Source organism: Rhodobacteraceae bacterium Araon29 (assembly GCA_039640505.1).
Classification (GTDB): Bacteria; Pseudomonadota; Alphaproteobacteria; order Rhodobacterales; family Rhodobacteraceae; genus CABZJG01.
Map to the genome: position 1 here is coordinate 2,527,195 of CP046865.1, position 24,865 is coordinate 2,552,059.

At 45.8% G+C, this 24,865-nt stretch carries 14 protein-coding genes; 2 read left to right on the top strand and 12 right to left on the bottom strand.

Annotated features, from left to right (window positions below):
- Nucleotides 1-74: 74 nt before the first annotated feature.
- From GN278_12205 to GN278_12240, 8 genes are all read right to left on the bottom strand, one after another.
- Nucleotides 75-953 carry a hypothetical protein gene (locus GN278_12205; protein ID XAT61445.1) on the bottom strand — a complete coding sequence of 293 codons (879 nt, stop codon included), beginning with the start codon at nt 951-953 and terminating at the stop codon, nt 75-77.
- A 254-nt stretch (nt 954-1,207) separates the two neighbouring features.
- A complete protein-coding gene (locus GN278_12210) occupies nt 1,208-1,522 on the bottom strand; it encodes an NINE protein (protein ID XAT62652.1) in 315 nt (104 codons plus the stop codon).
- 1,490 nt (nt 1,523-3,012) lie between these two features.
- Complete coding sequence (locus GN278_12215; protein ID XAT61446.1) at nt 3,013-3,531, bottom strand: hypothetical protein; 519 nt, start codon at nt 3,529-3,531, stop codon at nt 3,013-3,015.
- Between the two features lies 1 nt (nt 3,532).
- Nucleotides 3,533-5,320, bottom strand: a complete 1,788-nt coding sequence (locus GN278_12220) for a hypothetical protein (protein ID XAT61447.1) — start codon at nt 5,318-5,320, stop codon at nt 3,533-3,535.
- Between the two features lie 41 nt (nt 5,321-5,361).
- The gene (locus GN278_12225) at nt 5,362-6,228 is read right to left on the bottom strand and encodes a hypothetical protein (protein XAT61448.1); all 867 of its coding nucleotides are present in this window, start codon (nt 6,226-6,228) and stop codon (nt 5,362-5,364) included.
- Nucleotides 6,229-6,321: 93 nt separating this feature from the next.
- Nucleotides 6,322-16,071 carry a filamentous hemagglutinin N-terminal domain-containing protein gene (locus tag GN278_12230; protein XAT61449.1) on the bottom strand — a complete coding sequence of 3,250 codons (9,750 nt, stop codon included), beginning with the start codon at nt 16,069-16,071 and terminating at the stop codon, nt 6,322-6,324.
- A gap of 2 nt (nt 16,072-16,073) precedes the next feature.
- Nucleotides 16,074-16,289 carry a hypothetical protein gene (locus GN278_12235; protein ID XAT61450.1) on the bottom strand — a complete coding sequence of 72 codons (216 nt, stop codon included), beginning with the start codon at nt 16,287-16,289 and terminating at the stop codon, nt 16,074-16,076.
- 748 nt (nt 16,290-17,037) lie between these two features.
- Nucleotides 17,038-17,961 (bottom strand): ion transporter, encoded by a 924-nt coding sequence (locus GN278_12240; GenBank protein ID XAT61451.1) that lies wholly within the window; start codon nt 17,959-17,961, stop codon nt 17,038-17,040.
- 860 nt (nt 17,962-18,821) lie between these two features.
- On the opposite strand from GN278_12240, the gene GN278_12245 reads away from it, so the two are divergent.
- Nucleotides 18,822-20,081, top strand: coding sequence for a hypothetical protein (locus GN278_12245; GenBank protein ID XAT61452.1), 1,260 nt, complete (start codon nt 18,822-18,824; stop codon nt 20,079-20,081).
- Between the two features lie 7 nt (nt 20,082-20,088).
- Here the strand turns inward: GN278_12245 and GN278_12250 are convergent, their stop codons facing one another.
- The 4 genes from GN278_12250 to moaA all read right to left on the bottom strand — a co-directional run bounded on the left by GN278_12250 (nt 20,089) and on the right by moaA (nt 24,307).
- Nucleotides 20,089-20,790, bottom strand: a complete 702-nt coding sequence (locus GN278_12250) for a protein tyrosine phosphatase (protein XAT61453.1) — start codon at nt 20,788-20,790, stop codon at nt 20,089-20,091.
- Between the two features lie 97 nt (nt 20,791-20,887).
- Complete coding sequence (locus GN278_12255) at nt 20,888-21,772, bottom strand: lauroyl acyltransferase (GenBank protein ID XAT61454.1); 885 nt, start codon at nt 21,770-21,772, stop codon at nt 20,888-20,890.
- Nucleotides 21,773-21,866: 94 nt separating this feature from the next.
- On the bottom strand, nt 21,867-23,156 hold the full coding sequence (locus tag GN278_12260) for a 3-deoxy-D-manno-octulosonic acid transferase (GenBank protein XAT61455.1): 1,290 nt from the start codon (nt 23,154-23,156) through the stop codon (nt 21,867-21,869).
- A gap of 143 nt (nt 23,157-23,299) precedes the next feature.
- Nucleotides 23,300-24,307 carry a GTP 3',8-cyclase MoaA gene (gene moaA / locus GN278_12265; protein XAT61456.1) on the bottom strand — a complete coding sequence of 336 codons (1,008 nt, stop codon included), beginning with the start codon at nt 24,305-24,307 and terminating at the stop codon, nt 23,300-23,302.
- 81 nt (nt 24,308-24,388) lie between these two features.
- Here moaA and GN278_12270 point away from each other — a divergent pair, with 81 nt between their 5' ends.
- Entirely contained in the window at nt 24,389-24,859 is a 471-nt protein-coding gene (locus tag GN278_12270; protein XAT61457.1) for a hypothetical protein, read from the top strand.
- Nucleotides 24,860-24,865 lie beyond the last annotated feature (6 nt).

Below are 24,865 nucleotides of genomic sequence, written 5' to 3' on the forward strand. Positions count from 1 at the left end.
ACATGTCGGGCTGACCGCCTTTAGTCCTAATCGCTATGCCAAGAACTTAGGCCGGTGCGACCTAAGCCGGATCTTCACTCACTCATCGGCACCCGACTTACAAAATCCGCAAGCCGAGCACGCTCTTTGTCCCGGCTGTATTTTTTCGCCAGTGCGACACGCCCCGCCTCAAACTCTTTACTCTCTAAAAGACCTTTATCGACGGTTTTAATCGCGTCAGATATTGCTAGCGTAAAGGTTCGGAAATCACCATTTTGAACCAGGGCAAAATTGGGTTTCTTAAAATATTCCCGACCACCCTGCCCCGTATATCCAACCACCACCGCACCCGAGAGAGCCGCCTCCAACGGCGGCAAGCCTATGCCTTCTATGTCGCTGAAAGATAGAAAAATACTGGATTTGGCCATAATCGCGGCGGTCTCAGGGGCGCTCATTTTTTCAATCGGAACGAGTTTCCAATCCTCCGGCAGATACTCCTTAATGAAAAACGCCATACGCTTGCTGTGGGTCGGTAGTTTGCGCGGCATATAGGAAATAATTTTTTCCTTCCTGCCCGGTGCAAATTCGTCGCTGACATGCGGCAGTATGTTGATAATTTTTTTCTTATCAAGGCCGGGATAGATCATCGATACCATTGCAGATGTATCGCGTGAGATGGATAGAATAAGCTCAGCGTTTTCATAGACCTGCTTGACCTGTTCCGAGCTGTGACCCCATTTCAATGCAGCATCGAGATAATACGCGTTCTGCACATAGATCGCGTATTTAAAACCTTGGTTATAAAGCTCGTACCCAAAACGACCTGCCCAGACTTCCGGGATGACCATAAAGGTTGTATTCTTGTTCAAGCCATGATCCTTGCGAATGTTCGCATTATGTTCAAACCACTGACTACTGAACCCAAGGCTGTTAGGGCTGTAAACCGAGGTATAGAGCCCAAGCTCTGCGATCAATTCGGATTGTTTGTAAATGACTTTTACACCGCCAAGCACAAGGAGAGTAGCCAGGCAAAGAAAAACAATTTCCCGGTCAGTTTTTGTAGCTCTGGCAATTTTTTTTGTTCTGCCACTCATAACTAATTCCTAACTTTTGAAATAAAATTCTAAATATCCGTAGTATTAAAAGTGATAGGGTAAATGTTTCTGTAGGAATTGAACATATCTACCAATTACCAAAACTCATATAGTGAGTTGACGCCAATGGACGTTTAGTTTTTCAAACTGACAGCAACAGCGGTTGCAATTTCAATATTTTTTCTCCGTGCCGCAGAGCCTATCAAGAACAAATCTACGAAAGCCCAAATACCTAACCCACCCAAGGTAATTAACTTCAAGAAACCAAGAAGCACCTGACCTAAAAAAAATCTGTCCACTCCAAGTGAGCCCAAAAAAACACTTAGACCAAACAACACTACAGGATTATAGGCCCGCGTATTATACATTGTGATAAATGCAGTACGTTTTTCTTCTGGCAGATTAGATCCTATTGATACGAATTCGAAATGATACTCTCGATTATTCATTTTTAATTTCTCCAAAATATTCAATAATAAAAATTTTAACACTTACTAATTCTTATAGTTAATATGTATTTTCATCTAGAAATTTATATCGTTTCTGATTCAAGAAAATTTGCTGCTTTTGGGGATAATTAATTAATGTGTGAAGCATATTAAAAAAGTTTTACCCACCACCTATAAACTAAAATCAGACCAAACCTTTGGATATTTATTTTCTAACTTTTCATCTTTTCGCCTTTTCTTTTCACGATGGAATGAGCGTGATTACCTTTGAAATTCGTTCAGTCAAAAGTTAGTGTCCTTTATAATTTAACCACTCTGCAATTTGGTTAAAAGTTTTTCCTTTTTTCTTTGTTCTGTTGTTGTCTCAGAAAGAAATAATTGGCACTGCGAATGATTTGTAATTTTCATAGGTGGACGAAAATAGATTATAGTAAATTTGCATATCAGGTCTGCAGAAGAAACCCCCCGACTAAACAGCAACAACGATATAGTGGAACAAAGGGTCTATCAAGGATTTATTAAACCAAGGTTTGTTCTGCATATTCATCTTGAAAGTGTCGCTAACGCACTGACAATATAAAAATTCATGGAAAATGAAAGGTAAGAGACAGGCACACTTGTTTTAAAATTACTAAGGTGCTCTCGTGAGTTTTTAACCTAACAATGAAAAGAAAACTCTCTTTCACCACATTTTGCCCATGGACGATGGGGTGTTTATTTTTCTGGGAAATTATCAAAGCGATACGAAAAGGTATTTCCGTGAACACCTGCAAAAAACAAATGAGATTGGGCAGAAAAATCACAAAATAAAGGGGTTGAATTCTTTAAATCTGACGGCAGCCGAGAAAGGCGATGCATCAAGCTATGGCCTCTGATAGGTGGTAGCACCCTTGCCCAGTTTTAATTCGACTGGCCCAGAGAAAAACCAATTATATCGGGTGACAGGCATAGATTTTTAGAAAAATAGCTGTCGTTTTGTCTTTGAAATCTTCGGCGGCCTTGATCACCACGTAATCTGGCACAGTGATCAAATCGGCTTCTTTCACTCAGGGTATCGATTTGGATCACGCCACGCTGGCATGCTGGGTTGGTCAATACACAACTTTGCTGGAAACGCTGGCTGATGCGATTGGTCGGTATGTTCGCCAGGGGTAGGCAGTCTTTACTGACGGTACCCCGATCAAAATGCAGGCAAAAAAGAAATGCGCAAGAGCGCGGATCTGGACCTATGTGAGAAATAAGAGACCCTAAGCCAGCCGCGCACCTAGATTGTGTCGAATATTCTTAAGATAAACGTTTGGCTGCTTGGCAAGAACTTGTCCTAAAAAAGAGCGAAAGCATTAGTCGACAACGACACTGCAAATCAATGGGCCCCAATATCCCAATTAAGGCATTCAAAGAATAGGAAAATTAAAAATTACTGGTACAGAAAATTGGGCTAAACAGGAGAACGAGTTTCAAGCTAAAACATCTTGGCAATGCAGGTCACTCTATTCGGATTGAATTAATTTGCCCAACGTGGCTGTAATTCCCATGAGGCTGAAGCTCACGTCCAGGTTTCGACCGTCAAGCATCTGCAAACGAAGGACCGCGTCGCGTCCACCCTTCATTGCACTGACTGTCTGTGGTGATATTACTTTATGCGCCCAGCAGCCATCAATGCTGCAGTTGATCCAAGGAATCTTATCTTGCTTTTGCCCATCCACAATGAGTGTTGGCGGTGCTCCCAAAAACAAATCTACTACATATGGAAAATACAAAATACCATAGTCTTTGCCGTCCTCCGTCTTTGATAGAGAAAACCGGAAGAGGGATATTTGCGTATCCTCAACAATAATGTCAGCAATATAAAGGGCTTCGCAGGAGGAAATATCACCTTCGTCAGCGCATTGTAGAATCCATTCGCCTACCCCCTGGGAAACTTCAGTTTCCTGCGCATTTGCGGCCGGCAGAAGCATAAAGACAGTATAGAAACTGACTAGACCCCCGATTAATATACGGAATACCATCTTAAAAATTTACCCCCAACTTAAGATACCATCTTGTTCCATTAAGATCTTCACGTGCCATACCAAGCCGATCAGCTATTGCCGCTCGGTCAAAGGCTGCAATCAATCGTTCAGCCGAAAGGTCAACGGTGTAATTGTTCCAGCTGCCCTTTAGCCCTAAGGAAAGCCCTGTTGCTGTCGCATATTCGTAGTCAAATGAGCTTTCTATAAGGCCGTGATCAAAACCTATATTTGCACTGAGCCCTGATTTAAAACGAGAGCCACTGGCAAAATCAAGTTGGTTGAGGGGAAGTACAAGGTTATTTTGAACATAATAGCCTTTTGGGCCCGCTGCGTAGCTTTGGCGTGTTCCTCTTACAGAGTATTTGCCGCCAATCGCAAAACCCTGGGCAGATAGCAGATTATCGTCGCTTTGTTGACCAACGAAAGAGAGCGAGTAGATCAGGCTTTTCCCGCCGAGCGAAACAAGTCGGGAATAGCCAATATTGGCCTTCACAAGCTTATAGCGCGCCTCATAAACACCAAAAGATGGATGATCATCATCGCTGACCCCACTAGGAAAAATGGCCTGTCTGTAAGTAAGAGAAGATGAAAACCGACCCTTAGCAAGCAGTTTGCTATAATTCATACCAATGCTCAAGGCTGCCTGCGACCGGCTTTGTACTTCAATCGGAACACGTATGCCGTAAGTTACCAGAAAATTATTGCTTTCTGTTTTCGACAAGGCTGCATTAAATTTCAAAATCTGTGCCTGGTCGCGGAAAATAGTGTGTTCACCTTCAAGGTTAAAACTCTTGGTTTCGCCGCTGGTACCGTAAGGTGTTCCCGGATCGGGTATGTACCAGTTGTCATAGGAAAAGCGGCTCGCTGAAACACTGTAGAGTGTTTTGCCGTATGGAATGGAATAGAATAGGGAATAGGATTCTGATCTTTCAGGTTCATGATTAAAGTAAAACGCTTGCTCGCTTGTAAATCCGTAGGATAGCCGCAGCTGATCATAGCGACCAACTGGGTTGTCAAATGAGGCGCTGTAATTGGTACCGATTATGCCTGAGGACTTTGTACCTTCATTGTCAATTCCAATGGTAAAGCGTATTGGTTTTTCCGAGGAATCCTTGAGATTGACGATCGTATAGCCAGGCTGTGTACCGGCAACAAATTCAATTTTGGCCTGGCTTGAGGGCAACCTGTTAATAAATTCGATCCCCTGATCAACTGTGTACAAGTTTACCGGACTTTCGATAATTCCGGGGAATAACGAGCCAAGTCCTTTCTGATTGACTTCAAAGTCACCGTTAAAGGTTAAAGCTTCAACACGGCCTTCCTCAATTTGAAGTTCCAACTGACCATCAGCAATACTCTGCTGCGGAACATAAACCCGTGCCGCAATATAGCCCTTATCAAAATAGATCTTTGTGATGGCGCGCGTTAGATCATCAACCGATTTCAAACCCACGCACTTTTTGACATAGGGTTTAACGACAGCGGTACGCTCTACTGCGCTTAACAAGGTAACCCCACGCAGAATGATGTTCGAAAGGTTAATGCAATTTGCATCCGTCACATTATCAAGAGCAGGTTGCATTTCGGTGCTAGCAGAGGCTTCTGGCGACAAGAGCTCTTGCCGCGCAGCACGCTGCTGCGCGGCAAGATTCTGCCCAGTTTTGCGAATTTGCTCAGTGCTTGGCAGGTTGGTTTCTGGAATTATGTGCAGATCCTGAGAGAATACCTGCCCACCAGATAGGCCAAGAACAATTATACACAGAGCAGTGCATCCTCGCATAGACATAACAAAAAACCTTGTTTGGGGGTTAACGATTCAGCGTTGTCTTATTCGCTTTTAACGCTAGCCTGCTTTTCTGCAGCTGCCTTTTGCCGTTCCTCAGTCCAAGCAATAGCTGCTTTTTGAGAGGCCTTCACATCTTCTGGTGACAACTCGTTACTAAGCTTCATCATAGCTTCTTTAGAAGGTTCATGGCCGCGTGCAGATGCAAGATTGAAGTACATATGAGCGTTCTGAAGGTTCTTTTCGCCAAAGTTCCCTTTTTGCGCCGCAAGCGCCATATGATAAAGTCCCGCAACATTCCCAAGATCAGAGGCTGATTTTAGCAACTCGTGTGCCTTTTTTTCATCCTTTTCGATCGCAACACCTTTTGAATACATTCGGGCAAGTTCTACCAGTGCTGGTGAGAAGCTAAGGTCAATTGCTGTTTGATAATATTCGAGCGCTTTTTCAGTGTTCTGTTCCAGTCCACGCCCACTCTGATAAAGCTGAGCACAGTTAACCATGGCCTCCACGAGTCCGAGATCAGCAGATTTACAAAGCATTGTGTGCGCAGCTTCAAAATCTTGCAGCAATCCGCCTTCCCCCTGAAACTGTAGTAGACCCAGACGTTGTAAAGCAAGCGCATTATCCGCTTCAGCAGCTGCCTGATAAAGAACGACAGCTGTTGCTATGTTCTTTTCAGTACCAGTGCCTAGCTCAGCCATGCTACCTAGAAAGAAAGCCCCATCCGCATTACCCGCTTTATAGGCTGTCTCAAAAAACTGGGCTGCCTCAGGAAATTGCTTTTTTGCTAGGGCTTGCAAGCCAAGTTGCATATTACTGTCCTCTGCTCTTACTTGAGCCATCGTTGTTTGCAGCCCTGCAAGATAAATGGCGGACATAATTGTCGTGATCATTAAAAATTTTTTCATCTATTCAACCTTATATGTTAAAAGTTGGCCCGTTTGGGGCCAACTTTAGTTACAATGTTAAAGTCCCTGTTTTTTTGAATTTTTTATTTATCTTTAATCATCATCATCTTCCGTCAATAACTCGATCAGATTTACCCGTGCGTTATTAAGTTCGCGGATATCCGAAATTATTTTCATTGCGTTGATGCTGATGTTGCTTGTGATTTCCTGAGCAACCATAATGTTGGTGTTCAGTGCGTGCGGTAAATCAATCTCTTCTCCGTTTACTGTAATACTTGATGCGCCGCTTATTGTAGCATGGGTGGTTTGCCGAATGTCATAGAATTCAAAGCCTGCATCCCAACTTCCGCCCAGCACAGAAAAATGACTACCCAGTTGGGATGCCAGCGAAGTGCTGCTTCCGAACTGGGTTTCAAATTTGCCCGTATCAAAGAAAGCCCCAAATGAGGTATTGCTGCCGTATATATTACTGAAAGTAAATGAACCTGTCTCAAGAGTAAGCTGGTTCGATTCAGATTGTATCAAACCACCAATAAGGTTGGTATCGCCTTGGACTACGATATTGACTGATTCAGTTCCAATGATGCCTGACTGATCCTCAACCCAAGCTACACTTGCGACCTCTCCTTTAATACCAAAATCAAAGCTCACAGATGTCGGCATAAAATCAGCGTCTGTCCCAAGTCCAAGTCCAAGGTGAAAACCAAACATGTTTGATGCAACCGTTTCTTGAAGACTTTGAATGGTAAGGTCACCACCTACAGTTAGAGCTATATTATTGCCTCCCAAAACAGCTCCAATAATGTTAGTATCGCCGCCGCTGTTTGCAATCAGGTCCTCTGTTGCTGTGACACTTGAGTTCACATAGGTCGTGGTTGTTGCATAGCTGTGAGAAAACTTCATATCAAGGCTAAATCCGAATCCGGTGGGGTTCCAGCCATCCAAGGGTGCTGATACTCCAATACCTGCCCCAAATCCAATGCTGTTTGCGAAAGTCTGGTTCTCCGCCGCGATAAAAGAGATATCTTCGCCGGCGGTGAGGTAAATATTCTCTCCCTGGATTATTGAACCTATACCTGTAAGGCTACCACCCGCATTGATGGACACGTCATGGCCGGCATGGATGGTCGAAGCAACAGTCGTTGTCGAGCTGCTGGTGGAGTTGTCAACTTTGAAATTCGCATTTGCAAAAAACGACCCGATGGACCCCTGTAGAAGACCGTTAATGCTGGCTTCTAGGCCAATGTTGAAGGCGAACGAAGAGCTGGTTGTATCCGTATTGGTTGATTCTGTGCCGGGTTTTATAATTATATCTCCTTCGCTGGTAATCGTAATGTCTTCTCCGGCAAGCATGCCTGAGCCTATAAAGTTGAAATCAATTCCAGTTTCGATATATATGTTATCGCCCGCGATCAAGTTTGAACCTTGTGACGTAGTCGTCTCAGTGGTGGTAGTTGTGTTGTTATGCTCAACTCCAAAGCTTGCTTTGATTTTCAGGAGTATAAGCTCCTTCAGACCGTCCTCATCATGTTTTACAAAGGCCGCGTATTTTTCCAGCTCTTTTTGGAGTTTCTCGACAGAATCTTGGAATGCTAGAGTTGCATTAAAAACTTCTGCGATGGAAGCAGCACCGTGAATGGCGCTCAGAAGATCATCCGAGTCTTCCAAAGCAACCCCCGCATTTTGGACAGCAGTCTGAATTGCCATAAATTTCTTATAGGCGGCTGAAATTGCGTCTAATGCGGGACTATTAAGTCCAACTGTAAAGCCAACGAATGTGTAATCCTCATGGGTCGTCAGGGTCATTTGGTTGTGCACCGCGGCGATAGTTACATTGCCTTCGGCATCTATCTTGATGTCACCTGTCGCGGTGATCACCGAACCCTCAATCGTTGTATCCCCTCCATCTATAATCACGACGTTGCCCGGGTTTTCGGATGTTCCTGCCGTTACGATCGTTCCCGCGTGTGTGAGATTGACTAGACTTGAGCTGTCATTATCTACCGTTAGGCCAGCCGTTATTTTAAACGTAGACTCTTTTGGAAAGTCAGGCAGTCCAATACCTACCCCAAGGCTCCAGCTTGAGTTCGACATATTTACCCAGCTTTCAGATATAACTGTGGTTAAGGTTACATCGTCTCCCTCGAAAAAAATGTGTTGTCCAGCTGTAAATTGTGCCGCTTCTGAATAGATATCACCAGAAGCTTTGATCAAAATATTGCCGCCCGCAATCGCTTGTGTGGCGGAAACGTTTTCCATCCATTTTTCAACCGTATTTTTTTCATGTCCGAAGAGTGAGAACCAGCTTCCTTCGCTACCAACAGAAAGCCCTGTCTCGGATGTAGAATTTTCCGTATGGGTTACATTTATTGAGGCATGAAATAGGATAGACGCATCTTCCATAACAAGCTCGCCGTCAAAATCATAACCTGCCGTCAAAAGCATGTTTCCACCGGACTCTAGTATAACGGTGTCAAGAATAACGCCCGTCTCGCCAGAAATCACCAGTTGTCCGCCCGCAATCACGACAGTTGGAACCTCACTCTCTTGATAGTAAAAACTATATGTGGAACTTGAGTATAGGAAATCCGTCGTATTACTGCTTGAAATTAATTCAGATGAGCTGGTGATTGAGTCGAAATCAATATGTTCGCCTGCAATTAGGATATTACCCTGCTCAGAAAGTATATTTGCACCGGTGACCTGAATTTGCCCTTCTGGCGCAAGAATTTGAACCCCTTGATCCCCAGATATTTCGCCGGTTATGGCCGTAGTGATGGCCGATGCGTCGATATCAACGAGTGGGTCACCAAAAAAGAGCGTGGGATTGGGCGTAAATGTCTCACTTGAAGAAGAAATTGTATATGTTGCTGCTTCTATGGAAATGTCGCCATTTTCTGAATTTAAACTTATAAATTCTGTCGTCGTTATTACAGGTGCCAAACCATAAATATCACCTTTAGCTGAGATTACGATATTGCCTGTTCCTGCAGCGTCTCGGAAATTTATAATTCCTTGGTCGGTTTCCGCCTCGGTAATTTCATTGATAGCAGCAGCATCCAGTTCTATGCGGCTAGCATAGTCTTGGTCATGAGCAGTGATTGAGACCCCAGCTAAAGGAGCTATATTATGTTCGCGTTCCCAAACTTTCTTATATTGGCAGGCGTTAAGAGGTAAATTATCACAGCCGCCGTCCCAACGCCATTCTTCACGAGTCAGATCTATGCCGTCTCTATTCGCGTTCAAGTTAACTGAACCAGCATTTATAATGACACCACCACCAGCTATTATCTTTGAAGATACCAAATTAAACTCTGACTCTTCGCCCGAAGAAACGATTCCTATGTCATTGGTTGCTGTGAGGACTGAAATTAAATTGGTATGGGTGGTTTTCACTTCAGAACCCCCGATGGCATCAAAGTCATAGGGATATTCATTGGGATCTGTAGTATCCCAGTATTTTTCCTCATAGACTGAAGTATAATAAGACGATACGTGGATATCACCTCCAGCCTGAATAAATAGATCGCCTAATATACCAAGGTCAGCACTGCCTTCCGCATCAAGACTGGAATGCGAAACAGTGATCGAACCTGCTGTAAACAACGATATAGCTGCGGCAGAGATTTGGACTTTATTATTATCCTCACCTTCATCATTTCTTCCGATCTTAATTTCGCCGCCTTCTACATCTGTAGTTTTAATAAACAATCGGTCAGAAGCATCTATCCAACCTTTGACCGAAACACTGCTGTCTGCGATCAGTGCAATCTTTCCACCAGTTATTGTGCCTGTGGTGATTGTTCCACCTGTTATGATAGTATCAGCCGTGCCCGATATTATTTCTCCAGTGCCGCTTTCGATGATGTCGGCAGAAATACGTACATCTCCGTTTTCTCCATCAATTAAGCCACTGTTTGTGATGGAGTTAGATCGCAGTAACTGATCCTCGTCATCTATTCCTCTGCCAAGATAAATTTTCCCACCGGCACCCCTTACAAGGCCACTTTCAGATATATTTATGGTTTCAGCAAAAAGCGCAGTGCCTTCGCCGCCGCGCACTTCGCGGTTCACGTTGATCGCTGAATCTCCACTAACTCGTACAACCAGGTGTTTTAAGGATAACAGGCTACCCAAGTTCGAAATGCTACCAGCTTCAACTGCGATTGCGCCCTCTGTTGAATTAACTTCACCCAAAGAGTCGAAGCTGTCAGTAACGACAATTGCATTTCCTGTACTTGTGGTCAAAATCCCATTGCTACCAATGGAAACAGCAGTGCCCGCAACCGGTTTTTCTTCATCATTAATCTCGGCCGCTAAAACAATGTCATCAACAGCTGATACATTCGAATTAACTATTATCTCATCTGCCAGCAACAAAGCTACACCACCGGCTGTTACATTAGAGCCTTCGAGCAGTGTGAGCGAGTTTTCAAGCATTAGGTTTACATTACCATCAACTGCATCATAGCTCATACCCCCGGAAAGGTCTGTTCCGGCAATCAAAATATCTCCTCCAGACATAATTTGGCTATTAGTAGCCTCAATATTGTCGGCGAAAATTATAACATCGTCGAGATTACTCGATATAGCGCTACTATTAATTTCAATATTTGACGCTCGTGCGATTGTATTATCATCATTAACATCGGCACCAAAAGCGATCATTCCGTCAGCTGTTACATCGCCTGTTAAACGAATGTCATCGCCAAACACGCTAGCGGTGATACCAGCTATTATTGCACCATCCAATTGCGCAATTTCTGCGCCGCGAATATCAATATAGCCATCCTCTGCCGAGAGCTCACCTAATTGCACGTTCCCATCAGCAAATACCCTGATATTGCCAGTTTTAGATTTCGCATTGCTAGAGTTTTCAATCACATTGCCAAAGAAAACAATATCACCGTTTGTAGTGAATAGGTCAGTGCGAATGTTTATGCTGTCTGCCTGGATGGGTACACTGTCCCCATCCTCATCGGGAGACTGTTCAACACTAGCAGCGAAAAGAATACCGCTTCCAGCCGTTACCGAAGATGTCAAAATGGGGCTTCGCGAAGCCTTGATGACCGGAGAAAGGATAGTGACGAATTCGTTAGCTGTAACATCGCCAGTTAGGTTTACCCATCTAGAAGCGGTGACGTAAACATCACCACCTTGGGCGTCAAGCTTTCCAAGATTTCTAGCGATTACGGAGTCTATAAGGACAGAGCCATTTAGTGCTGTATAGCTTCCTCTGTTGTCAACAGTGTTACCGCCAATCACGACATTACCATTTTTCGCCAGAATGGCACCACTCGAGCGAACGGCTCTCGCGTTGATCAAATTGTTCTCACTGTCCGCACCGCCTGACAGAACAATATGGTTTTCAGCTGTTACGGCAAAGTTGCCTGTTTCTATAACACCGCCCAGTAAAGTAAGCTGATCACCAGAGGTTATATCCTGAGTTAAGGTTACACCTGTACTGGCATCAATATGCAGTGATCCGCCGGCGTTCAGTTCTCCCATATTGTTGATCGTATCTGCTTTGATGGCGATACCACCTGACGTGTTTGAAAGACTACCGTGGTTGAAAATTTCATCTGCAACTACAACCAATTCACCTGCACTACTTGAAATTTGAGCTGAACTTTTAAAGTAACTAGCACCGGTCAAGCGAGTTTCGTCATCAAGTGATCCACCAATAAAGACATCTTTTGCCACAGTCAGATCATTTTCTGCCAGATCAAGCTTATCGCTCAAAAGGACTAGCTGATCACCGGTTGTGATATCTCCGCTATTTGTGATTTGTTTTCCGGCTGACATCATGACAAATCCATTAGTGGCGTTAATCTCAGCCGAATTTGTGATCTCGTCAGTCATGGAGAATTGAATAGAGCCTTCGGAGGTGGTCACAGAGCCTGTATTTACCAGCACATCGCCAATTGCAAAAATATTTCCGCTTGTAGATGTCAAATCAGCCGAATTGTTAATCTGTGATGCGTCTGACACCGCTCCAGTATCATCCATTCCACCGGCAATCAGAATGCCGTCGATGCCAGTTTTCCAAGCATCGCCAGATGCATTAAGGATGTCACTTAATACAACAATACCACTATGAGCAGTGATGTCTCCACTAACAGTAAGTGTATCATCAGCTGTTAGGTAAACCGAATCTGCGATTACTGCTGCTAAATCCCCTATCGTCGAGTCAACATGAACTGTGCCTTGTTCTGCTTTGAGGTAATGGGAATCAACATTATCGCCAATAATCGAGGCAGAACCTTCAAGGCTCGTAATGTAGCGGTGGTTAAGCACGGATCCGGCACGGATCATATTACCATCCTCATCAAAACCACCTGCAATGACCACATTGTCAACCGCTTTGATTTGGTTAAAATGGGGCGCAATTTCAGAAGTTTGGAAATCATTTGTTACAATCTGAATAGCTTCGTGGGATAATATACGACCTGAAAGTAACATGGAGTCAGAGGCTTTAACAAAGGTCGTACCTCCTCCCATGAGAAGGTTATGGAATGAGGCCATGGAATAAATATTTCGGACAGAAAGTGTGTCACTATCTATAACCACATTCCCGCGACTGGATCTAACATCAAGAATATTGATGTCATCGCTTGTAAGGATCACATCACCATTTTTTGAATGGACCTTGGCGTTTTCAGATGAAATAGTTGCCCCGCGCAATAGCACTTCATCATCAATAAGACCCCCATGCATGACAATCGATCCGTCCGCAATCAGGTCGGCATCTTCTAGCTGCGAGATCGCAGCAGATTGCACGACAATTCGGCCATCAATCTCAACCTGATTATGGAACTTGACAGATTTTTCACCTGTCAGGCGCAGATCACCTGTCTCAATCTCAATATCCCCAATGAGTGAAATGGTCTCAGCATTAAGCCCGATTCCATCGATCCCGCCTTTAATAAGATATGGCGTTTCTATATTAACTGCAGAAATCGCTACTCCACCCAGTTGGCCAATGATATCGCCGTTAATATTTAGATTTTGAGTGTACTCTAAATTACCCTCCTGATCCACAGACCCGGCAATCAGAATATTATTCTCTGCGATCACATCCCCAAAACCATTATCTTTAGTGACAATTGAGTCCGGAGCAAGCAGCTGGATGTCACTACCAGTCACACCGCGCATAATTTTGAGACTTCCCTTACCAATAGCAAGACTCACAAGTCCTTCGGGCGCTTTAAAAGCTCCCTGCCAGGCATTCTTGTTAACAATTTCTCCTACGTTGAAATATATGTTTCCGTTATTGGCAGTAAAATCTGTTGATCTTGTATCTCCAAGTCGGTCAGCCACAACCACAATATTACCAAGCTCAGAGGTAATATTACCAGCTGCGGAGCAGCAATGTTGGCTTGCAAAAACGGTGGTAGCCTCAATCGAATCATCCTCACCCCTTTTGGCAACAATCACTGAACCAACCGCGTCTATAGTCCCGCCGCCTTTTTTAGCGTTAATAAAACCATTGTCGCTAAATATAAGCACATCACCATCTGATTTAAGCGTCCCACCACCCTCAAGCAAAGAGACGCTTTCAAGAACAATTGTTCCCGCAGCATCAAGTGTAGTGCTCTGGTTCATCAATAGCTTATTGGCCGACAAGACAATGTTGCCATTTTCGAAACCCTCATTCATAAAGGTTGAAATGGTAGTTTTCTTGATATTTATTTCTTCAGCTGCACTCGCGTAGAAGCCGGAAAAAGTGTAATTACTATTTCCCAGATCGATATTCAGCGCTTCAAGGTCAATTACGCCTCCCACTTCCACCACTGAAAGGTCGTCATTAGTTTGCTCCAAAAGTTTGTCGTTGCTGAAGTCAAGATCTCCATCTGACTTTATACGAAAGTGTCCAATTGTGTTAGTGGATCCGTATTGAACGTTACCTCCGGTGAAAATAGCTATATCGCGCCCGGCCCACGCAGAATCGTAACTAACTTCGCCATTCGCCGCAATCATAGTTGATCCGGATGTCAGAACATTGCCCAGAACAACCTGATCTTCTAGAAATGCCGTGCCGTTGTCCCGCGTTGAAATCTCAAGATCACTTCCTTCAACTAAAACTATCGACCCAGTTTCAGAGTATTCGATAAGATCCAAGCCAACTGAAGCTTCATTCAGCATGACTCTTTCTGCAATGATGTTGGCTGATTCTTGTGAAATGAGGTTTAGGACCGAAACAGAGCTGTTCCCCGCGTTTATGGAAGTGCCTTTGCCCGAAAAAATCTCATCTGAAGTCAATCCATCTGTGACGTTCACCGTTGTGTTGCCCGCCCAGGTTTGCAAAGTGCTAGCGACAAGAGTACCAGCGTCTATCAAAAGTTCCTCATTGGCCTTAATCGTGTTTACAATGATGGAGTCATCGCCAGTTAGGTCGAGGCTTCCTCCACTTACAATTTTAAGTGCTGCAATATTTGTGGCTTCAATGCTGATGTCATCATTGGCGGCAACGGCCACAGCACCAAATGATGTTTTGACAATCGCATCAACCGTTCCGTTCGCGGCAATCTGTTCAACGCTCAAACCACCTTTTTCAGCTCTTAAATCAATATCCCCCCCTGCAGCAAAGAGGCCGACATTGATGTTTGCGCCCTTTGCGTCACTTAAAATATCAACGTCACTCAAAACAGCTTCTGCAGAGATACCACCCAATCCATGCTTACCAAACGATACTAGCGCCACCGAACCTTCTCGGCTCTCAACAGTCTGTAAGTTTATTGCTTTATTGGTACTAAGTTTGATATTTCCCTCGGCCACAGTCCGATTAATGTTAATCCCGCGTCCAAGTGACCTAATAGAAATGGTATCACCAGAATACAGATTAACGCCCAGGTCTTTTTTAACCCGCTCTGCGTTGACCTCCTGCTTTGCCCAGATGTTGACCGCACCACCTGCAACAATCGTATCAAAAAGGACCGATCCCTTATTTGACTTAAGAACTACAGAACCTTGGGATGATGCCCTGCTTGATAAGGTAATGTGCGATCTGGCAGTGACACCTATATCGCCCTGCGCATTAATAGAATGTATCTTTACGCTGGATGATTTACTTTCTGCAGAAACATCAGCGTTCGAGTGAACAGGTTTGTTCAAAGTGATAGCGCCGTCAGCGGATAGAGCTAAACCTCCAACACCTGCCCCGATCACACCCCTAGTGTTTACCCCCAAACCCTTTTCTGTTGAAACAAGGCTAATCTGATCCGCATGCATCGCTTTATTCAACTGGATCGCGTAATCCGGCCTTCCTGAGGCCGCGCCTAAAGGCGTGTGTGTAATCGCGTCACCCTCAGCCGAAAAGCTGGTTATGTTACGACCAGCAAGAACGCGTAAAGTTTTACCGTAAACTGTCCAGTTTGAAGAGACGGAACGCGCAATTATGTCAAGAACTTCAACATTCCTGAAGTCATGTTTATATGTTTTAGAAAAATCAATCGATCCACCGGTAACTTTGAACCCATCAAGTTGGCCACCTGTGATAATTGCTTTACCAGTCGTCAACGTAGCGTGAGGCGTGTTAGAAAAACCGCATCTTTTACAAAGAATTCCATTAGGGTTTGCAACGACTACAGAAGCCTGTTGCCCGGCCACTTCTAAAATCCCATCCAGAGTAGATGAATTGCTGGATGTAACTTCGTTCAGAATGACACTCGCGATCCCATCATTTACAAGGTTCGGGTTGCCAGAAATCGTCCCGGCGACCCCTGTAATTGTAGCACCGGCTAAAGGAGCCGCGTTGTTTAGAACAGCACCTTCACGAGAAACTGAGAATTCAATAAACTTGTTATGAGACAACCCCTGACTGTTAGCAGCGGCGATGTTCACAATCACTGCACCATTCGACGATTCACCAAGAAAGGTCGAACCTTCCGCGACACTGATTCCCCCCCCGATGCGGCATTTGCTATGGTCGCAAAAGGTGGAAGAAAACCAATTACTAAACTTGATAAAATCGCAACAACTTTTTTTCTGAATTTTCTGCCAACACCTTTGTTTACTTGAATATGTCTTTTCACATTTTGAATTTTTTGGATATCAAACATGTCATCTCTTCCGGGTTGCTAAATCGTTTCAATCTACTGAAAAAACATATACTTTAGTACTAGTTCACAAATTCGTTACCGGTTTTGTTATATCACTATTAGTCTTTTTTCAACTTTTTATTTAAAAAACTTACTTTAGGTATTTTACATATTCTTTAGTATGTATTACTGAATTGTAATATTAGAAACATTCCTGTTATAGACCAAACAAAATTGTGCTATTTCGATACTAAAAATTAGCACTAGCCCTTCTAAAAGTTATCTCCGACCCAAACATTTGTTAGCTTGAGTTCTATACTTTTTTAAACCAGCACAAATTCTGTTAGGTATTCTCTAATTACATTGGCATCTGCCCTTTCAGAAGTGTCCAATGACCAGTGATCAACGCAAAATTCGTCGTAAGCTACGGGTTCTAAAGCCTACGGAAACGAACGGTTCTGTCGCCAAGAGGTGTAGATATTTCTGCATAAGTCGCGCCAGTTGTCTGTCTCATATCCACTCCTTGGTGGTTATGATGAGCCAGAAACCTTCTCTTAGCAATTCACGCTATTTGGACCCATAAGTGTCGATCTTTATTCATAAACATCTCCTTCTTCCCAATATTGGGAGCTTAAGGGAAATGTCCCACGAGTAACGGCATATCTACACGCGTTGAGCATCAGACATAAAGTTGTTTCCGCCACCACTACAGTCATTCAACAACAGTGGAATATACTTTTGACTATTTGCGCAGCGATATAAATCGCGTTTAAGGGTCTCTATCCTTTTTTTCCCGCTGAACATGGCGCATCAACGCATTGGCCTGTTGTTTCGACAGGCCAAACTCTTTGCGCAATTCTTCGAGCGAGCGCGTTTCGATCGCATCCACAACCCCGTCTTCCATCGCTTCGCGGATTTGATCTTCAAAAATCAGCTTCCGGCGGGCGATTTGATTGCTAAACGCGTTGGCAATAATACCAGTGAGCAAGGCCACAACCGACACGCCCATCAAAGCGGTAATCACCGATATTACCTTGCCGATCCACGTCACCGGGCTGACATCGCCGTAGCCCACGGTGGTCAATGTGATCAGCGACCAATACATCGCATCGGGTATCGAGGCAAACTCAACCGGCTGTGCGCGGTGCTCGGCAAAATAAATCAGGGAAGAGGTCAGCACAAAGGCAATAATCAGCAAGTAAAACGCAGCAATGAAGGATTTACGCTCTTCATAAATGGCGCTGAATAAATCTTCGATCGCAGTGTTATAATGCGACAGTTTAAAGATGCGCAGCAAGCGCAGGGTACGCAGAACCCTAAGATCAAGTCCCGGAAACAGCGCCTGAAGATAAAACGGCAGGATTGAGACCAGGTCAATCAGCCCGCTGAAGCTAAAAATATAACCCAACCGCGCACTGCCAAAAATTCGCCCGTGGCTGTCTTGTTTTGCGGCACTGGCCCAGACCCGCATCAGGTATTCCACCGAGAAAATAACCACACTAAATGATTCGACAATATAAAACTGGCGCGCGTAATTGACCGAAAAATCACTAACCGACTCAAGCGTAACAGCCAAAATATTCAAAACCACCAAGGCAGCTATAAAATAATCACAAAACTTGCTTGCCCAGTCACCCGAGCGCCCTGGTTCTAGGACCTCAAGCACCCGATTTTGAAATTGCGCATAGCCCATATTTTGAACCTTTTAACCGATAAAACTATTCCAACAGCACACAAAGATCGCTTCAAGCAAATTGGTCACAATTGGTTCACAAAAGATGTGAGCCCTCAATCCTTATTCATCACCAATCGGCCGTGACGATAACGTCAGTTTCCCAAACGCTTGCTGCTTATCTTCCGCTCTATATGACTAAAAATATCCCGCTGGGTCAATATAATCACTTTCGTTCTACGGCACGATGGGCATGCAACACGCTGATTTAACACTTTTTCCTATCTTCTTTTGAGATTGAAAAGGCATCCGGTTGAACAAGATGAAAGAAAATCAAGTCATCAAATTGGCCTTAAAACTCGGTATGCAAAATTTCTACGGCCAAGTGGATAATTCCATTTTACAAGTATCAAAAAAATTAAAGTGACTTTTGTTTCAGCTTAAAACAGCGTCAAATCTGCCTAATTTCTCATCACAAGGCTGAAAAATTTATGCTGGGCGCTCTGCATCACTGGTGTTTCATGACTCCCGAACGTAGCAGGGTAGCAAGTGTTGTTTCCTCCTAGAGATACACTGTTACTGCCGGGTCAATTGACCCGGCTTTTTTTTGACAATCCTGGACTGTCCTGATTGCACAAATAAACTTGATATCACTATTGCGCTTGAACGTGTCCCTAAATCTCTGTAGGCACGCTTAGAATGTGACGAATGAGGCCATACATGGCACTTGAGCTGTGCTCTTTATATAGCCCGACTTGGTTGGCAGATTTTCGCGTAAAAACATCAACTTCATTCCCGACCGCCACAGGCAGTTTACCAACTTTCCAAAGCACTGACGCCGCAGTTGGAAACACCAAGCTTAGCGTTCTGAGAGCCTATTTATGATGATGCAGCGCACCGGTTTTGTATTGCTGATTTTATGCCTAATGGCACCCCTGTTTGGTCCTTTTTCCGAGCTTTTTTCAGCAATCATTATTGCGATATTAATTGCCGTGGGGATAAAAGCAGGACATCATCGGCGCCCTTGGGACCCACTAAAGACACTCGGGGTAATTTTCATCGGATATTTTACCCTGCTTTTCGCCGCGGGCCTTATTAGTGACGCCAGTTTATGGCAAACTTTGGATGGCTTATCTCCAGCTTCGCCAGTTTTGATTTTGGGGTTGGCCGCTATATTTTCAGATCCAAAGTCGCTGCAGGTTGAGAGCCAAAAGATTGGCGATATCGCGGCCTTCTCAGTTATTGCCATGTATCTAGGGGCATTGATGCTTTGGCATTTTCAGATCGATTTTCAGGTGCTCGGAAAAAGTGTACTCCATCACGCATCTGTGAACGGTCGCTTGCGACTATTTGCCGGAAATCCTCTGCCGTTTGGGGCAATTATGATTACGCTTTGCGGGTTAAGTTTTCTTGGGTGGTGGCAAAAATCATCCTTTGGTAAAGTGGTTTCTTTAGCTGCATTTCTAATTGGGGTTACAATTGTAGCATTTTGGAGCGAAGCACGCGGGCCGTTGCTAACCTTAGGGCTGTTGCTTGCACCCATCGGCCTAGGGGCCTGGTTTTACATCCGCTCCAAGAAAATTTTTCGTCCAGCAAACTTGGTTTTTGCCGCTGTAATTGTGGGGGGCGGTATTTTGCTTTGGCCGATGGCGGCAAGCGCGTTAGAGCGCTTGATCAACGGATTGACCACGCTGCAAGAGGGACAAAATTATGATAACTCAACATATTTGCGCCTAGTTATGTATGGGGCGGCTTGGGAAGCCTTTTCCGGCAATTGGCTTTTTGGATTCGGCCCACATGCTCGGTTCACGGCCATAACAGCCCATTTTCCCACTGGTATCAACATAGACTATAGCCATGCACATAATGTCTTTCTCAACCATGCGGTGGCTGCCGGCATATTTGGCCTTTGTGCTGTTTCCAGCGTTTTGCTTACCCCAGTGGTTTTGGCGTGGAAATATGCAAAACAGCGCTTTGGATCAGAGCTTTATTTCGCCAGCATCCTGACGCTTTCCATGGTTGGCTGCGGGATGAGCAATGTGCTGCTCTTTCACGATTTGACGGCATATTTCTTTGCCACTCTGTCTGTTATCGCGGCAGCGGGGCTGTCGCATGACAGCAGCGAGCAGGGCCGCTCATAACAAAGAGCTACCTCAGGGTCCTCCAGCGCTCAAATGCTGACATTGACGACCATTCTTGGTTGATGACATCCGGGTCATAATGCGTCTCAATCCAACGCTCGAAACTCATACCTTTTTCATCATATTCACGCTCATATTTATGCAGCAAATAATCAAGAACCCCAGTTTTGGTGAGCTTTAAGTGCAAGAACCGAAAGGAAAGCATACGCTTGGCGGCAGCTATGCTTTCACCGGCTTGGGTCAGCATATACATTACGCTGGCCAGCCCAGCGCGATCTGAGCCAGATTTACAGTGCATTAAAAATGGTTTATCCAGTTGTTGAAAGAGCCTGATAAGCTCTTGCAGATGTTGTTTTTCAGGCGCGCGCCGTGCCTGCAAAGATATGTTGTGAAGCCTCAAGTCCAATACTTGACAGCGCTCTTTTTCAATCAGGTAATGGGCCGCCTCGCTTTTACCGCGTAAATTTACGACATCGTTTATACCTTGCGCTTTAAGTTTTTCTAACCGCTCGAATGTCGGCTGGTTCGACCGAAAAACACCCGGTGCGATTTGATCCAAGTTGGTCCATTTTTTGCGCAGCACCTCATGATCAAACCAAAGCATGTATATCGCGGCCTTGCGGCGGTTTTCGGGGGTATCCGGCGCAACATTATAGGTGGCCCTAAGGCGTTTTTCAGCCATCACCAACCTATTAAGAATTTTGACCATAAACGCTTTATCCGACTGTTTTTAGTTGCTCTGTTTGATTAGCTTTATCGGGGTGAAAGCACAATTGGTTTTATAGGGTTCACACAGCCACATAAAGTTATTGGCTTTTCCTCGGCGCTTTCCAGCGTCTATGGCTCCAAAGCCATTGATCCATATTCGCGCGCACTCTTGCCTCTAGGCTGTCGTTTAAAGCCTGGGTCATTGTCTCGGCGCTGCCCCGCGTTATCGGGGCCTCTAATACAATCCGAAATGGCGCTCCTGTTGACTGGCGGATTGCATAAAACGGCACCAGTTCTGCATCATTTTTAAGGGCCATCTGTGCGGCTGACAAAGCGGTATAGGCGGTCTGTCCGAAAAACTGCAAAGCCGCACCATCATCCATATGCTGATCAATCAGCATCGCCAAAGGGCGGCCGTTTTTAATATGCCGAACCATATCACCAAGACCGGGGCGGCCGCGTTCAAACATTGGTGTTCCGGTTGTGGTGATATTGTCGAAATAATAGCGGTGAAAGGCTTTGTTATTGAGCCGCCGATACAAAGCGCCCAGATGGAAACCCTGCGCAATCAAAGCAGCCCGCGCGACATCATAATTGCCAAAATGACCAGACACACAAATCACGCTGCGCCCCTCTTTTGCCGCTTGTTCAAGGGTCGCAAGCCCCGGGCCTTCGATTTTGGTTTTCTTGGCCAAGGCAACAACATCTTTGGGGGAAAACAACTCGATAATCGTTTTGCCAATATTGCGGCTGGTGGACTTTATCAATTTTTCTCGTTCGGCCGCGCCGATCTCTGGGCATGCAAGCTGTAAATTGCTGCGGATGCGCCGACGATACCCCAAAAGCGGCGCCACAAGGGTGGCGAATAGCCCGCCAAACAGCTGGCGGCGCAGACCAAAGGGCAGCAGCTTGAAAAGCTTGATAGTGCCGATCGCCAAAGCGCCGCTAAGCAGGTCTAGAAAAGATGATAAACTGACGCGCATGGTCCATACAGTTTGGTTGCTTTATTTTGCTTATAAAGTCTTGTTGCTGCGAAACAACCGCCTAGCGTGCAAAACACCGTTTTCTTTGGGATTTCTACCGCGGCCCACGGTCCAACAACTGAGTAATTTTTTCTATGGTCAGGTGGGTTGCCGCCCCACCTGTGCGCAGGCATGCCCGGGCGTTTTCGGCCAATTGGGCGCGCCGTTTCGGGTCTTTTAGCGCGATCAAGGCGGCAGCAATATCATCCGATGTCCCTGCGGCAATTGCCCCTTCTGCGGCTTGCAAACGGGCATAGATTTCCCGAAAATTATAATCAATCGGCCCATGGATAATCGGACAGTCCAGCAGCGCAGGTTCAAACGGGTTATGGCCGCCATGATCAGATAGGGATCCGGCAATAAAAGCGGCATCGGCAAGCCGGTACCATAGCCCCATTTCGCCAAGGGTATCGGCAATGTAGATATCAGCATCAGTGTTAAAACCGTCGTTCGCTGATCGCAGCGCAACTTTAAATCCCCGCGCACGCGCCAAAGCGGCAATCTCAGCCCCGCGCTCGGGATGACGCGGCGCAATCATCATCAAGGCCTCTTGTTGTTTAAATGCGTTTTTATGTGCCTCGATAAGGGCTGCATCCTCCCCCGGATGCGTCGAACTGGCCAGCCAAACAAATTTGTCACCTTTTGCAGCCTGCAGAGCGCCCAATTCGGCTGGATCAGCATTTGGCAGAGCGGCATCTTCTTTGGTTGACCCGCTAAGGGTCAATTTCTTGGACGCCACGCCCAAGTTGCCAATTTGCTTTAGGGTGGTTTCCGATTGCACCAGGATAGCATCAAATGCGCTAAGCAAATTATACATCGCCTTTGGCCAGTGCTGCCAACGCCGGCTGGTATTTTCCGAAATGCGGCAATTAATCAAGGCCATTGGAATTGCGCGGCGGCGGGTTTCGCAAATCAGTTGCGGCCAAAGCTCGCTTTCAACCCAAATCGCTATATCAGGGCGCCAGTGATCTAGAAACCGGCAGACCGGCCGATAGCAGTCATAGGGCGCAAACTGGTGCATCAATCGGTCGTGCGTGGAATGCTCTAGCAAATTGGCCGAAGACACCGTAACCGATGTAATCAACACATGGGTTTGCGTGTCCTGGGCCAAAAGTTGCTCGGCGATACCCAGAATTGACTGGGTTTCCCCTATGCTGGCCGCATGAAACCAAACCAGCCGGCCCTCTTTGGGCCGCACATGACGCGCCCTGCCCCATTGTTCGTTTTGCCGCAGCGGATCTTCTTTTCCCCGACGAAGCCGACGGTTTTGCGCCAACCGAAACAGCGGGCTCGAGACCCGCGCCAGCATCAAATAAAGAGCAATTACGAAAGAGCGGTTGCGCATTATATGCGCTCCTGTGCGCACAGTAAAAACACGTGCCTATTTGTTTGCTGTTCGGCCTCTACCGCGATGCAGCGCTGAGTTCTGATTGGGTTTTGCCACACGAGCTGTTTTGACCCTTGTTCTTGCGTCAATCGAAAAATGGATTAGCCACCCGTGTGGCTCATATGGCGCGACATCTGTCCGGCTATTTCCTGCCGTGAATAGTCAAAGTCATGGCCTTTGGGTTTGCGCCCGATGGCCTGCCTAATGGCGTTTTCAAGTGGTCTGTCATCATTTGGATGATCGCGTAAAGGCATCCGCAAATCGGCCTTACCCTCTTGCCCCAAGCACATATAAAGTTCGCCAGTACAGGTTAGTCGAACGCGGTTGCAGCTTTCGCAAAAGTTATGCGTCAGCGGCGTGATAAAGCCGATCTTTTGGCCGCTTTCTGCAAGCTTAACATAGCGCGCAGGTCCGCCGCTGCGCTCATCAAGATCTCTTAGCGTATACTGCTGCGCCAGCTTTGCACGTAATTCCGTGAGGGGCCAATATTGGCCAATCCGATCCTCACCTTCCAAATCCCCCATCGGCATAACCTCGATAAACGTAAGATCCATATCGCGGCTTGCGCACCATTCGGTCAGCGAAAACAGCTCATCTTCGTTAAAGCCCTTCAATGCGACCGTATTGATCTTGACCCTCAACCCGGCATTTTGCGCAGCATCAATGCCCCTCAATACCTGTAGCAGACGGCCCCAGCGGGTCACTTTAGCAAATTTTTCTTCATCAAGTGTATCAAGCGAAATATTGATCCGCCGCACACCGGCAGCGAACAGCTGATCGGCAAAGCGGTGCAACTGCGAGCCATTTGTGGTTAGCGTTAGCTCTTTCAATTCACCGCTTTCAAGGTGCCGCGACATGGATTGAAAAAAGCTCATGATATCACGCCGCACCAAAGGCTCGCCGCCGGTGATACGCAGCTTTTCAACCCCAAGCCGGACAAAGGTTGAACACATACGGTCCAGTTCTTCGAGCGTCAGAAGCTTTTTCTTGGGTAAAAACTGCATCGCTTCAGACATGCAATAGACACAGCGAAAGTCACAGCGATCTGTGACTGAAATCCGCAAATAATTAATCGCGCGGTGAAAGGGGTCTATCAAAGGTGTGTTCATCGCTGCTATGCTATGCTTATGTCAGGCCAAGGGCAAGTATCGGTTCAATATTTTAGTACCGATCAAGAATAAGAGGGATGGATGCGACATAAATACCTTAGCATCATTGGATTTGGAATTTTGATTGGGTGTTCAGCGGTCAAAGCACCGGCCCCGCCTGCACCAGCCGCCGCAAAACAGTCCGCAGCGGTGACCCCCGAAATTTTGGGGACAGGCACGCCAACCCCGGCCAATCAACTGGATGTGGCCACTGATAGCGAACGCGCCGCCGCGGCCGACACCGCCCAAAATAGTGCCAGCACCCTGCTTGGGGTCACCGTTGCGGCACTGGGCAATCCGGCCCAAACCGGTTTCTGGCTCAAAACCGCATTGGTTGATGTAGAAACCAAGGGTAGAATTAGCAGTGCTGCGACAGGCACTACAGTCAACTTAACACTGATACCACTTGAGGCAGCCAGCGGCAGCCAACTGTCATTATCAGCCATGCGGATGCTGGATGTCCCATTAACCGCTTTGGTCGAGGTCAGGGTTTATAAACTGGCCAATGAGTGAGTTGTT